This window comes from Streptomyces sp. RPA4-2 (assembly GCF_012273515.2).
GTDB classification, from domain to species: Bacteria; Actinomycetota; Actinomycetes; order Streptomycetales; family Streptomycetaceae; genus Streptomyces; species Streptomyces kaempferi.
The window spans coordinates 8,411,604-8,424,770 of the sequence record NZ_CP050975.2 but is presented as its reverse complement, the minus strand read 5'-3'; the positions used below and the strand labels follow the sequence as shown (position 1 = coordinate 8,424,770).

Annotated in this window: 10 protein-coding genes and 1 pseudogene; 5 read left to right on the top strand and 6 right to left on the bottom strand. The window is 69.9% G+C overall.

Translation table 11 applies throughout. From position 1 onward, the window contains the following. Positions 1–59 precede the first annotated feature (59 nt). The 3 genes from HEP85_RS36810 to HEP85_RS36800 all read left to right on the top strand — a co-directional run bounded on the left by HEP85_RS36810 (position 60) and on the right by HEP85_RS36800 (position 1,554). Positions 60–425, top strand: coding sequence for a cupin domain-containing protein (locus tag HEP85_RS36810; RefSeq protein WP_168531778.1), 366 nt, complete (start codon positions 60–62; stop codon positions 423–425). Between the two features lie 202 nt (positions 426–627). Further along, positions 628–879 (top strand): hypothetical protein, encoded by a 252-nt coding sequence (locus HEP85_RS36805; RefSeq protein WP_168524963.1) that lies wholly within the window; start codon positions 628–630, stop codon positions 877–879. A gap of 135 nt (positions 880–1,014) precedes the next feature. Beyond that, entirely contained in the window at positions 1,015–1,554 is a 540-nt protein-coding gene (locus HEP85_RS36800; protein WP_369658012.1) for a hypothetical protein, read from the top strand. A 61-nt stretch (positions 1,555–1,615) separates the two neighbouring features. Here HEP85_RS36800 and HEP85_RS36795 read toward each other — a convergent pair whose 3' ends face one another. Together HEP85_RS36795 and HEP85_RS36790 are read right to left on the bottom strand one after the other, a co-directional pair. After that, complete coding sequence (locus HEP85_RS36795; protein ID WP_168531777.1) at positions 1,616–2,965, bottom strand: NAD(P)/FAD-dependent oxidoreductase; 1,350 nt, start codon at positions 2,963–2,965, stop codon at positions 1,616–1,618. A gap of 394 nt (positions 2,966–3,359) precedes the next feature. Beyond that, entirely contained in the window at positions 3,360–4,094 is a 735-nt protein-coding gene (locus tag HEP85_RS36790; protein WP_168531776.1) for an alpha/beta fold hydrolase, read from the bottom strand. 769 nt (positions 4,095–4,863) lie between these two features. Here HEP85_RS36790 and HEP85_RS36785 point away from each other — a divergent pair. Beyond that, positions 4,864–5,433 carry a hypothetical protein gene (locus tag HEP85_RS36785; protein WP_168531775.1) on the top strand — a complete coding sequence of 190 codons (570 nt, stop codon included), beginning with the start codon at positions 4,864–4,866 and terminating at the stop codon, positions 5,431–5,433. 1,000 nt (positions 5,434–6,433) lie between these two features. On the opposite strand, the gene HEP85_RS36780 is transcribed toward HEP85_RS36785, so the two are convergent. Next, entirely contained in the window at positions 6,434–7,285 is an 852-nt protein-coding gene (locus HEP85_RS36780) for a helix-turn-helix transcriptional regulator (RefSeq protein ID WP_168531774.1), read from the bottom strand. Positions 7,286–7,526: 241 nt separating this feature from the next. Between HEP85_RS36780 and HEP85_RS36775 the strand changes: the two genes are divergently transcribed. Further along, positions 7,527–8,063, top strand: coding sequence for a phosphate-starvation-inducible PsiE family protein (locus tag HEP85_RS36775; protein ID WP_168531773.1), 537 nt, complete (start codon positions 7,527–7,529; stop codon positions 8,061–8,063). Here the strand turns inward: HEP85_RS36775 and HEP85_RS36770 are convergent. The 3 genes and pseudogenes from HEP85_RS36770 to HEP85_RS36760 all read right to left on the bottom strand — a co-directional run bounded on the left by HEP85_RS36770 (position 8,037) and on the right by HEP85_RS36760 (position 13,123). Next, positions 8,037–10,214, bottom strand: a pseudogene (locus HEP85_RS36770) (FUSC family protein). The gene HEP85_RS36775 and the pseudogene HEP85_RS36770 overlap by 27 nt on opposite strands. A gap of 313 nt (positions 10,215–10,527) precedes the next feature. Further along, complete coding sequence (locus tag HEP85_RS36765; protein ID WP_168531772.1) at positions 10,528–11,703, bottom strand: glutathione-independent formaldehyde dehydrogenase; 1,176 nt, start codon at positions 11,701–11,703, stop codon at positions 10,528–10,530. A 298-nt stretch (positions 11,704–12,001) separates the two neighbouring features. Continuing rightward, positions 12,002–13,123, bottom strand: a complete 1,122-nt coding sequence (locus tag HEP85_RS36760) for a hypothetical protein (protein ID WP_211118128.1) — start codon at positions 13,121–13,123, stop codon at positions 12,002–12,004. Between the last annotated feature and the right edge of the window lie 44 nt (positions 13,124–13,167).

The window sequence follows — 13,167 nt, the reverse complement described above, 5'->3', positions numbered from 1 at the left end:
ACACCCATGTCCCGGGGAAAGGACGCCAATACAGTGTGTTCCGTTTGAACAGGCCGCTCGTGACGTCAACACTCGGCGGTCCCGGCGTCAGCGGCAGGATCCTGGCACAGCGGACCATCGGTGTCCGGGTCTGCATCCTCCGTGAGATCACCATCCCGGCCGGCCAGGCGACGGGATGGCACTACCACGACAGCTACCTGTACGCGTATGTCAAGCGGGGAACACTGAGCCACTTCAATGCCGCGTACACGTCCGACGGCGTGTACACGGCGGGCAACTTCCTGACGGAGACGCCGGACGCGGGCCACGTGCACATCGGCGAGAACCGAGGCACGACGGATGTCGTCCTGGAGGTCCTCTACGTCCCGTCGCACGGCGCTCGGCTGTCGGAGGATGCTCCTGGCCCCGGCTGCGAACCGCAGTAGCGCGGCGCGCGGCAGGCTGTCACAGCTCCCCCTGCTGCCCGGTCTATGCGGTGTCGACGGCTTGCGGCGATGTCCGCCCGAGCCCCGCAGCGAAGGAGGAGGAGCATGGCAGGGAAACAGGTCAACCGACGCGTTCGAACGATCGCTGGTCGACAGCGACTTGTCCACGGGCTTCCGGCACGAGCTGAGGAAGGACGAGAGGATGCCCCGAAGCACTGACCGGCAGACCGATCCCACCGCCGTCAGCGCGTCGCTCGCGGCGGAGGCCGCCCTGCTCGAAGGGCGGCTGAGTCTGCTCCGAGAAGCGATCGACACGGTGGACGCCCGCATCGACGCGGTCTCCGAGGCGCTCAGACAACTGCAGCACTCGGTGGCCGGGCCTGCCGACGGCAAGCCACGCTCGGGCGAGGCGAGCGACACCGGGCCCGGTCGCTCGGGGACGAGCCGTCCCTGACGGACCGGGGGCGGATCCGGCTGGTCGGCGCGGTGGGCGATGTGCTGTCCCACCGCCCACCCGTCCCCCTTCTCGACCGGTGGCCGCTGCATATGATGTCCCCTCCAGAACAAGGGTTGAGGACGAGAGGAACGCATGGTCTCCGTGACCTCCACGGCTCGCAACATCGAGATCACCGCCGAGAGCCTCCAGGAGGACCTGGCCCGGCTGGAGGTCCAGAAGCAGGCGCTGGAGAGGGAACTGGCTGCGGTCACCGCTCACCTCGGCTCCGTACAGCGTGCCCTCAACGCCCTTCAGGCCCTCATGCCCGCGTCCGCTCCGTCATCCGCAGCACCCGGCCCGGTGGCAGCGGATTCGACGCCGGCGCCGGCGCCCGCGCGGCAAGCGCCGCCCGCGGACACGGCCGAGGACGCCGACGAGAGCCGGGCACCGGCCGGCCACACCGAGGCCCACGCCGACAGCGTGAAAATGTACGGCAAGCTCACCGAGCAGATCCTGGCGTACTTCGCGGAAGCCGGAGACGTCGACGTCCGTGCCCGCGATGTCGCCTCCGCTCTGGGCCGTGACACCGACAGTGGCAGTATCAACGCCGTCCGGAGCACACTCGACCGTCTGGTCGGCACCTCCCGCGTCCGCCGTGTCGGCCGCGGTCTGTACCGCGCGGTCAAGCCGTAGCTGTTCCGGGCAGCGGGTGCGCACGGTGGGACTCCCGTCGCCCGGCGGCATCGAGGACGGCCTATCCGGCGACGGCGTCCGTGGGTTCCTCGCTCCGGCGGGGGGCGCCGCTGGAGGTGAAGGCCTCCCTCGGGTGCTGGACCGAGACGAGAGAGACGATGTCGCGGCCGTAGAGGGCGGCGGTGGCCCACACGGCGAAGACGCGGGCCTTGCGTTCCCAGCTGGGAACCGCCAGGACGTGGTAGCCCCGGTGCATCAGCCAGGCCGGGAAGCCCTTGATGACCAGTCGGCGGTACTGGAAGATGCCACGGCCCAGCCCGAGCGTGGCCACCACCCCCAGGCTGTGGTGCACATAGTCCCTCGCCGGTCGGCCGCGCAGTGACGCCAGTATGTTCTTCGCCAGACGTTTGCCCTGGCGGACGGCATGCTGGGCGTTGGGCACCGTGCGGGCGTCCGGGCGTCCGGCCGCGAGATCGGGCACCGAGGCGTCGTCGCCGGCCGCCCAGACGTCCGCCACCACCTCCGTGTCCGTACCGACCCTGAGATCAGCGCGCACGGTCAGCAGACCCCGTTCGTCGACGGGAAGGTCGGTGTGGTTGTGCACGATCGGGTTGGAGGCGTTGCCCGCCGTCCACACGAGCAGGCCGCAGTCGTACTCCTCTCCGTCCGAGAGCACGACACGTCCGTCCTTCGCCGAGACGAGCTGGGTGTTCAGGTGCACCCGCGCACCCCGCTTCTCCAGCGAGCGCACCACCCACTCACCGGGCCGGTCGGTGACCTCGGGCAGGATTCGGGCCCGCGCCTCGACCAGGTGGAAGGCCAGTTCTTCCGCGCCGATCTCCGGATAGTGCCTGAGTAGCGCGGTCGCCAGACCGAGCAGTTCGCCGAAGCCCTCCACCCCGGAAAAGCCACCACCGACGACGGTGACGGTGAGCAGCTTGCTGCGTTCGGGCCCGCGCGGCAGGGTCGCCGCGTGGTCGAACGAGGTGAGCAACCGGTCGCGGATCGCCACAGCTTCCTCGACATGCTTCAGCCCGTACGCCTGGTCACTCAGCCCCGGGATCGGGAAGGTGCGCGTGACGGCTCCCGCCGTCACCGCCAGCACGTCGTAGTGGAGGTCGAAGTCCGGCCCGGTCTGTGGCCTGACCGTGACCGTGTGCGCGCTGTTGCGGATCTCCGTCACCGAGCCCGCGATCAGACGGGTCCGGTGCAGATGCCGCCGGAGCGAGACCGCGGCATGACGGGCCTCCACCGACCCGGCGACCACCTCGGGCAGGAACGGCTGGTACGTTATATACGGACGAGGGTCGACCACGGTGACGCGCGCCTCACCCCGTCGCAGTTTCTTCTCCAGGCCCCACGCGGTGTAGAAACCCGCGTAACCACCACCCACGATCACGATCTCACGCACGGTGTCCTCTGTTTCTATAGGCTTCACCCTTCTAGACCGGTCGACACCACATGGTGTGACATGACCAAGTCTGGTCGGGTGACCACCGCATGCGGGAGGCCACGGGGCGTTCGCGGTGCCGACCTGACGACTTGCCAACCGCGCTGTCCAGCGGGGGATCTCCCGCGTCGACCCGCGTCGATTCGACCAGGACCGGGGGACCCACGCGCGCAGCGCCACGGGGCGCCGTGGTTTCCGCGCCGGCCCCAGTGGCACGGCCCATGCCGACCTCGGACGCGCGGTCGGCCGGGAGAAGGGCGTCGTACGAGCGGGAGCCGGCCCAGGCGGCCTCCTTCGACGTCGCGGGCCGTGAGCGCCTCCCGGCCCGCTCCCTTCGGTCCGGTCGCCACGCCCGTCACGCGTCGGCGTGCGCGCTCCAGTGCTTCTCCAGGATTTCGGCCACCTCCGCGGGCCGCTGGAGCACCGTCCAGTGATTGCAGTCCATCTCGATCACTGCCGTGGCGTGGAGGGAGGCGCCGAGCCTGCGCCCGAACTCGATCTGGCAGGCGGGGTCGAGCTCCCCCCAGAAGACGGCGCACGGCGCCGACACGGCGGACAGTCCCGGCTCCCACTCAGCCCCCATGGTGATCGCCGACCGGTACAGCCTGAGGACCGCGTCCTTCATCGGCTCGTCCACGCGGCTCACCATCTCCCTGGCCAGGCCGAGGGGCACGTCGAAACCGGCCGCCAGGTCGTCGGCGAAGGGTTCGGTGCGCAGTTCGGACATGAAGCGCTCGCCTTCGACCCGGTCCTGCCAGATCTTGGCCAGCGGATGCCAGACATATTCGGCGTTGACCGGCCCGTTACCCCCTGCCCAGGTACGGACAAGATCGGGACGCAGGTAGGCGACCCGGAGAGTGAGAATGCAGCCCCAGTCGTGGCCGACTAGGTCCACCGGCTCACCGACCCGCTCCAGCCGCTGGATGAGCCAGTCCACGTACTCCTCCTTCGTGGAGCCGAAACCGGCCGGTCGCGCGGCGCCGAAGCCGGGCAGGTCCCAGGCTTCCACGTCGGTCCTGTTCAGGTGCTGTCGCACACCGTCCCATACGTGGTGAGTGTCAGGAACGCCGTGGATCAGAATCGCGGGCATGAGTGAATTCCTTCATCAGTGGACGACGCCTCGTGGAGAAGAGCGGCATCCCATGCTGTCACACTGTTGTCGACTGCGCTGGTAGTCGACTGCGACGGACCGGCCTGCCACGTGAACCGTGTCACTCGATATGTGCTGTCCGGGCCGCCCTGACAATGGATGCTGGACACCGGCCCCCGGGCCGAAGGCGCCGTCCTACCGACGGTGGTACGGCCTGCCCGACGCCGGGAGAAAGGCATCAGCGACCCGCGAGCCGCGTACCCGGCTGGCCAAAGCACGCGCACCGTTCGCCCGGCGAGCCCGGTCCTGCCCGGACCCCGGCGCCGGTGCGCCGGAGGAAGAACCGCGCACACCTGGCATCCCACGAGAACACGACAAGATGGTCCGCCCCGTCCGGCGAACCTGTGCCACGACCGAGGCCACGCGCCCGACGTTTCTGCCGTCACCCCACGCCCCCGCGTTCTTCGACGGCGGGACGCGCCACCGAGGACGCGTTCGCCCGTTGCGCGGCGCGCGGGACAGTGGCAACAATTGACATCAGGCGGGCTTCCACCCAACCACCACCACAACATCATCACCGTGACGCCGACGACGGCCCCCGTATGCCGATGTTCCGGTACCTGGTTTTGAGTGCTTCATACGCTCTGCGATGAAGAGTGCGTGTTGCATATGATGCTTCGCAATACCCGCCCCGGCGTCCGGGTCGCGTGACACCCCCAGATGAGCTGGGCAGGGGTGCGGCACGACGGGTTGAGGATGAGAGGGAGACATGGTTCCGGCATCTCGCGCGGCGCGCAACATCGAGGTCACCGCGGGGAGTCTCCATGAGGACCTCAGTCGTCTGGAGCTGCAGAAGCGGGCGTTGGAGAGGGAACTGGCCGCTGTCGCCGCCCATCTCGACACCGTCCATCGGGCCCTGCGGGCCTTCGAAGCCGTGCTGGCGGACCCGCCGGGAGCGACGGACACCGTTGACACGGGCCGGCACCGTGACGCGGGGCGGACCGAGGGGGACACGCTTTCGGCCCCCGCCTCCCTCGACGCCTCGGCCGGCGTCACCCGGGCATCACGGCAGCCTGGAGGCAAGACGGAAACAGCGAAGCGGATGTCTCGCCCGAAGGTCGCCACGGAGCGAACGTACGGCAGGCTGACCGAGCAGATCCTGGACTACTTCGTACAGGTCGGCGACACCGATGTGCGCGCCCGCGACGTAGCGGTGGCGCTCGGCCGTGCCACCGACAGCGGCAGCGTCAACGCCATCCGCAGCACGCTCGACCGTCTCGTCGGCTCTTCCCGCGTCCGGCGCACCGGCCGAGGTCTTTACCGCGCCGGACCATCCTGAACGGCCCCTGACCAGCGGCCGACAGCGCCCCGGACGCCACCTCGCGGGGGATCGACGGGCGTCCGGGGCACCGCACCCGCTCAGCTCTGTGCAACGAGTGCGGGAGCATTCCCAACGTCTTGAACGAGGTGTCCGAACCCGACGTCGAGAACACTGTGATCAGGCTACCGCACTTTCACACTCCCGAAGACGACAGTGGTGGTCCACACCCACCTCCCGTGACAACGTTGTGAGTAGCGGCGTCCTCAGTGATCCGAAGGCGCCTCCGGCGCATCACCGTGGCCGGGTCCTGGGCGGCGGCGGTCTCCGAGGCCTGCGGCACATCGGGTCACAGGCCATCGTGCCTCTCGTCGGCGAACGCCGAGCTGGACAGTCCGCCCGGGCCACGTCCCGCCTCCCCGGTACGACACATCGCAGTGCATGCTCCAGACGTCGCCCCTCCTCGTTCCTGCGCCTGACTCCTGCCACCAGTCATGCCACTGTGCGGCCAACCGCCTGAACACGGGCCCACCAACGGGTTCATGGCGGCGAACCCGCCTCCATGGCCGTCACGGTCAGCAGCCTGCCGGGCTCGCCGTGGGAGTACGGCTCACGGCGCCGACGGTGACCGCGAGAATGCCGTACGCAGTTCGGGGTTCCTGCTCGGCTGCGTTCACCGGCCGGGCTTTCGACTACCCCTATGCCCGGATCTCGGAAGTACTCCACGTACGGGAGGCCCACGCACGGCAACTCATGCGCCGTGCCCGCACTCACCTCACCACGGCGCGACTCCGCCCGGTGAGCACCACCGCTCACCGGCGTCTTGTCCGGACTCACCGGTGCGGCAGCTGACCCAGCCGGACAGCCTGAGGAACGCCTCGTCCTGGAACGGTACGGCGGGCGCCGCTTCAAGCGGTGCCACCGTCCGCGTTCGCGTCCGACAGGTCCCCGCGGTGGCCGCCGCGTTGTGGCACGGACACGCGACCGGCCGGCCGATCTGGCGTTCGCCGATCACCTCTGCTCACTGGTCGTTCCGACTGATTCGCCGGGGCGGGTGCGTTGCGTGAACGGTGTCGGGCAGCGCCTCGGACAGCTCTCGGCGGGAAGTGATGCCGAGTTTGGTGAACACCTTGCGAAGGTGCCACTCGACGGTACGGGGACTGATGAGCAGCTGTGCACCGATCGCCGAATTCGTCTGCTGGTGCGCGGCGAGCCGGGCGATCTGGGCCTCCTGAGGTGTGAGTTCGTCGCGGGCTTCGACGGTGTACTTGCGTGCCCTCTCGCCCGTGGCCAGGAGCGCTCGACGGGCTCGCTCACCGAATCCTTCGGCGCCCATCGCGGTGAAGAGTTCGTGGGCCGACCGCAGTTGCTCACGGGCGTCGAGACGTCTTCCCTCACGGCGTAGCCATTCGCCGTAGAGCAGACGAGCCCGGGCGTGCTCGGCCCTGACCCGGGTGCGGCCCAGCCGCTCGATCGCCTCGCGGTAGAGCGGTTCCGCGGCGTCGCCCTCGCTCACCAGCGCACGCGAGCGCGCCTCGACGCCGAGCGCCCAATCGGTACCGCTGGCCTGTGTCATCTCGGAGAGCTGCTTGAGCGCATCGGCGGCGAGGTCGGTGGCGCCGCAGCCGGCGGCTGACTCGATCAGCTCGACCAACCCCCAGTTCGCGGCGGCCAGCTCCCGCGGGTACTCGCCTGCCGCACGAGCCGGGGCCAGCGCGTCCTCGTGCCGGCCCAGGCCATTGAAGAGCAGCGCGTTCGCCCATTGCGTGACGGTCGTCCCAATGCCCTCGCCACGGGCCACGACCTCGCTCAGAGTGGCTTCGATCAGAGGGAGGGTGTGTTCTTCGCGTCCTTGCCACGCACCGAACACCATGATCTCGTAGAGAGGACGTTCACTTCCGATCGCCTCCCTAACCGCTCTCGCCTCGTCGATGACGGACGCCGCCGCTATCCTCCGGCAGTCAGGGGCGGGGTCCCGGGCCATCTCGGAGGGCAGGCCCCGGTCGGCGACCAGGACTAACCGCAGGCTGCACCACAGGGAGGGAACCGCCCGTCCACCCGCCCGTCCACCCGTTCGACACCACGACGCGCCTGCGGGCCGGCGCACCCCTAGCATGCTGACTGTGCGACCCATTCTCCGGAAGATCGAGGGCGGCCGGGTACAGGGCCTCCTGCAGCTCATCGAGGACGGCATCCACCTCGTCGTCGCTGCGCTCCTCGTACTGCTCGCGGGGCTCCTGACCGTCGGCGTCGTCCATGACGTCATCAGGTCGATCCAGGGGCCGTACCGCGAGGAGGCGGTCGTTCTCTCCGCCCTGGACAACGGCCTTGTGTTGTTCATCGTGGCCGAGCTGCTCCACACCGTCCGCCTCACCATCAGGAACCAGACCCTCGACGCGGAGCCGTTCCTCGTCGTCGGCCTGGTTGCCGGCATCCGCAAGGTGCTCATCGTGACGGCCGAGGCGGAGAAGTCCTTCCGGTGGAACGTCGAGGGGATCGAATTGCTCATCCTGGCGGGGTTGATCCTCGTGATGGCGACAGCGGTGTACGTGTGGCGGCGCTCGACGCGGCCGGGAGACTACTTCCCGCTCCAGGAGGCGCGGCGCTCCCTGTCGCCGGAGCCGTCACCCACCCCGGTGCGCGGTTCCTGATCCGTCACCTTCCGCCGCCACGGCCGCCCGCACCCGCTGCTCCTCGCGAGCAGAGCCGACGTCCCATTCCAGGGGTGTGCGGCTCACCGCCGTCGCGAGGTCCTCCAAGGCCCGCTTCTGCAGTTCCGCCCCGCGCCGCACCACCGGGCTCCGGTCCCCGGCGGCGGCGCCCTCCCACGCGTGGAGCGCCTCCTCCACGCGCCCCCAGTCCGGATTCCTGTGCTCGCGCACGTCGACTGCCGCCTGCGCGGTGTCCGCCTCCAGGGCGTCGGCGAACCGCTCCGCCTCGGGACCGAAACGGCTGTCGGCCCGCGGGACGTGGCTCTCCATGAGCATCGCCGCCCGGCCGAACCCCTTGAGCGCCTCCTGCGCCTCCTCCACCTCGCGCGACGTCCGACCCCTGGGGCGGACCGGTTCCTGCCTTGCCCGGTCGTATGCCTCCTGCCAGGCGGCATGCGCCTCCCTGCTCGCCAGCAGTGCCCTGCGCATGTCGGCGCGATGCTCCCGAGTCGGTTCGGCGTAGCTGCGGAGCACCGCGGCCGCGTAGCGGCCGTTGGCGGCGAGCCAGTCCGCGAGCCGGCCCGGCAGCCGGGGTGTCTCCCATGCGGGGAAAACCGCATACGCCAGCATGGCCAGGGCCCCACCGAGCAGGGTGAGCACCACCCGCTCCGGGACCGTCTGCTCCCATGCCTGGCCGCCCATGCCGAGCAGGAAGACGACGTACGCGGCAGTGAAGCACTGGGAGTAGGCGTAGCCGGTACGGATCAGCGTGTACGACAAGCCCACCGAGACCACCGCCAGCGCGCCGGACACATGGGCGTCCGGGCCCAGGGCCCGCACCATCCCGGTGGCCAGCGCGACCCCCGCCAGGGTCCCGGCGAGACGGGCCACCGCACGCGCGTACGTCCGGTGGAAGTCCGGCCGCATCACCATCACCGAGGCGATGGGCGCCCAGTAGCCGTGGCCCAGGGGGAGCCGGGCGGCGATCAGATAGCCCAGTGTGGCCACCGCCGCCACGCGGACGGCGTGCCGGAACACCGGCGAGTCCCGGCGGAGCTCACGGCGGACCGACCGGACGACGACCGGGACCAGCCGGAACATGGTCGGGCGTACCAGGAACTGGGCGTCCGCGGGGCCGGGCGGCGTGGGCGTCCTCCCGCGCGCGCCGCCGCTCCCGGCGATCTCCAACGCCTCGCCGAGCAGTTCCACGAGCCGCTCGGCCGCCTGCCGCGCGGGGCCCTCCAGCACCTCGTGCTCCTCGTCGACGCGCAGGACGTCCGTGCTCACGGGCGGCACCTCGGCGGGAGTGCCGCGGCGGATCGCACGGGCGGCCGCGTCCAGGACGTCGGCGGCCGCGTCGAGCAACTCCCGCGCGCGGTCCCGCCCGGGGCCCTCCGCAGGGGCGCCGACGTACGGGTCGGCGAGCGCGGCGACGACCGGCCGAATGCGCTCGGCGAGCCCCCGGGGGCCGTGGAGGACGGGGGGACGGGTGCGGGCCTGTGCCGGCGTCACGGAGGCCGCGTCCCGGGCCGTCATCAACGGCTCCGGGTCGAACGGGGCGGTCGGGTCGTGCCGCAGCCGGCGGGCGTAGTCCGCCACGGCGGCCAGGGCGTCGGCGAGCGCGTCACGATGCGCCCCCCAACGGCGGATCGGGAACAGCAGGATCAGAACGGCCTGCGCCACGCCCCCGAGTGCGATGACCCCCGCGTGCTCCAGGGCTCGCCCGACGCTCGTGGGAAGGGTGACGGTCACCAACATGCTGCCGACCGTCGTCGCTGCGACGATCCCAGCGGTCGATCCAAGGGCCCAGGCCATCCCCGCGGCAAAGGCCCATACGGCCAGCAGTGGGAGGAACGTCACGAGTCGCCCCGCCGCCAGGTAGCCCACGAAGGTGCTGAGCGCCAGACCCACGCCCGCGCCGAGCGCGATCACCTTGCGTGGACGCCAGGTGCGCTGGAAGGTGGCCCCACCCGCGGAGTAGGCACCGAGGGCGGCGGACGCGGCATACGCAGGGGAGACCAGTCACAGCGTCGGCCCGACGACGAACGCCACCCCAGCTGCCGTGCGCAGCGCGAGCAGGGGCTCCAGCCGCGTCTCCTCGATCGTGAGCCCGGATCGCACGACCTCCCCGAAGGCCCGCAGCCACGTCACGGGTGTGAGCCTAGCCGGAACGCCCCGCCGGGTCGCGTCAGCCAGGTTGAGGGGCGGCAGCCGTCGGGCAAGGAAGCCTCCCACACGGCTTGGGAACAGGCTGGCGGGCAGTCGCTGGACGGGCTGCTACCACTGCGGACACTGCTGAGCGTCCGCCGTCCGTCCTCCGGGCCGGAGCGCGGGCCATCGCCGTTGGTTCAGGTCCGACCGGAGCGCGGGCGATTGCCCCCAGCCCCGGCCGGAGTCGGGTGCAATCGTCACCCGTCCCCCGGACCGGTCCGGTGAAACAGGCGGGTCGGCGGCCCCGGGTCTCTTACCGCTTGTGGCCGTTCCCGTGTCCGTTCGGGTGCAGGACCACCTTGGTCCAGCCCTCGTCACGGGCGTCGAAGTGCTCGTAGGCGGTGGGGGCCTCGTCCAGGCTGAGTTCGTGGGAGACGACGAAGCTCGGCTTCGCCTTCCCGCCGGCGATCAGGTCCCGCAGCGCCCGGTTGTACCTCTTCACCGGCGCCTGCCCAGTGCCCATGTGCTGGCCCTTGAACCACATCAGGCCGAAGTCGATCGGGACCTTGCCCTGCGCCTCCAGCTCCCCCTGGGCCTCGGCACCGCCGGGGTCCTCGGGCAGGAATACGCCCACCACACCGATGTCGCCCGTGAACCTGACCGAGTCGATCAGTCCGTTGAGCGTGAGACTGGCGTCCTCGTGTCCCTCGGGGTCGTGTGCCTGGTAGCCGACGCACTCACAGCCGTTGTCGGCACCCAGACCGAGGGTGGCCTCCTTGACGACCTCCGCCGGCTTCTGCTCGGCGGTGTTGATCGGGATGGCCCCGATCTCCTCCGCCTTGCGCAGCCGGTCGGGCTGGTAGTCGGCTACCCAGACGCGGCCGGCGCCCTTGAGGAGGGCGGAGTAGGCCGCCATCAGCCCGACGGGACCAGCTCCGAAGACGACCGTCTGGTCGCCAGGTTTGACGTGGGCCATCTCGGTGGCGTGATAGCCGGTGGGGAAGATGTCGGCGAGCATCACATAGTCGGTCTGCCGCTCGGCGGCGTCCTCGCCCAGACGCAGCGCGTTGAAGTCGCCGTAGGGCACGCGCAGCAGTTCCGCCTGGCCGCCCTGGTAGGGGCCCATGTCGGCGAAGCCGTAGGCGGCTCCGGCGAGGGCCGGTTCCGGCTGCATGGTGAGGCAGTAGTTGGTGAGACCCCGCTCGCACTGCTTGCAGAAGCCGCAGGCGATGTTGAAGGGCAGGACCACATACTGGCCGACCTGGACCTTGCGGACAGCCGAGCCTACCTCCACGACCTGCCCCAGGTTCTCGTGTCCCAGGGTGCGGCCAGACTGGAACGAGGTACGGCCCTCGTACATGTGCAGGTCCGAACCGCAGATGTTGGTAGTGGTGATCTTGACGATGATGTCGCAGGGGTGTTCGATCTTCGCGTCCGGTACGTCCTTCACGGTGACCGTTCGCGGGCCTTCATATACCGCCGCTTTCATGATGGCCTCCTTCGGTGCCCCGGCATGACCGAGCACGGCAGGGGATGGAGACGGCGCCGAAGCCTGGCACCCGGCAATTGGGATACGACAAGGGGCCTTGGCTCCGGTATGCGCCTGTGGGCAGCTCACACGGTTCAGGTGGAACGATGGTGCCGCCGCCGGGGCGCCCGCCGAGCGTCGACGCTCCGCGGCCTACCGTTCAAGTCTCCGTCGGCCCCCGCCGCGAAACAAACGTGCACCGATCGATCAGCGGGATCCTCGTCCCCGGACGACCACCGGTCAGCGCAGCAACTCCGGCTCAGGTCACCAGCTCGTCATCCTGGTCGTCCTGCAACATGTGGCGGCGTTCCTGTTCGCGCTTGGAGTAGGCCGCTGCCCGGATCGCCTCGTCGCTCTCCAAGCCTGATCCCAGCGCGCCGCCCACCGTGGCAATCGAAGCGACGAACCAGGACAACGTCCAGTACTCCGTCGCGTGCAACGGGGTTCGTGTCATGGAAGCGAACACCCGGTCGTTGAGGATGAACAGCGCCCACACCCAGCTGATCACCATCAAACCCACGTAACAGACGACCACCCCGATACCCACGGTCACGACCGTCGAGGCGTTGTAGAGCCTCGCCCTCTGCCGCGCCTCCGACGAGCCCTCTGCCGAGCGATGCCACAGCTGCGCGTCGACGATCAGCCAGCCGATCATGAGCGCGGCAGACCCAACCGTGGCGATCACGAGGCGCGGCGCGCTCAGGGCCTCAGCCAGGTTCCAGACGGTGGAGTTCACGGTGGCGACTGCTCCCGTGGCGAGTGCGGCCGCCAGGGCTTTCGACAGACCCGGCACCAACCGCCACGGCCGGTTGGCACGGACCATACCGACGAGCACCCACAGGTAACCGCGCAGCCCGCTGACGACGTACCGAAGATCGGCGGTCTCCTCCTCCCCGACCGGGCCCGGATGAATGGGTGTGAGACGACCAGCAAAGGACCCCAAAAGCGGCTGCGGAGGTCCCTCAGCCCCAGATGCCTGCCAACTCGTCAGGCCGAGCACGGCCTCTTCAACGGCCCGCCGGGCCCTCGTCTGCAGCCGCAAGCCCCCCAGGGAAGGAAGAGACAGCAACGCCAAGCCGTGGTCATGACTCAGATCCACGACGAGCTTGTGCCCGTGGGCGTGCAACGGAAGGTCGGTGAGGGCCACGACGATGTCCCAATTCTCCGCACGTCCGCGCTCCATGATCCGGCGCATCAAGGTAGGCAGGTCCTCCGTCCCTGACGTGAAGGGCTCACTGACCACCTCGACGTCGAACCGTCGCGCTGGACCTGACTTGTCGGCGAGACGAGCAGGAAGGACCCGGGCCATGCGCTGCGCGATCTCCGTGGGCGCGTCCGGATCCGCCAGGAGAGCCACGACCGTAACGCCCTGAGACGACACCGCATGACTCCTTCTCCTCAGCTGCCCCCGCGATCGCACGTGCC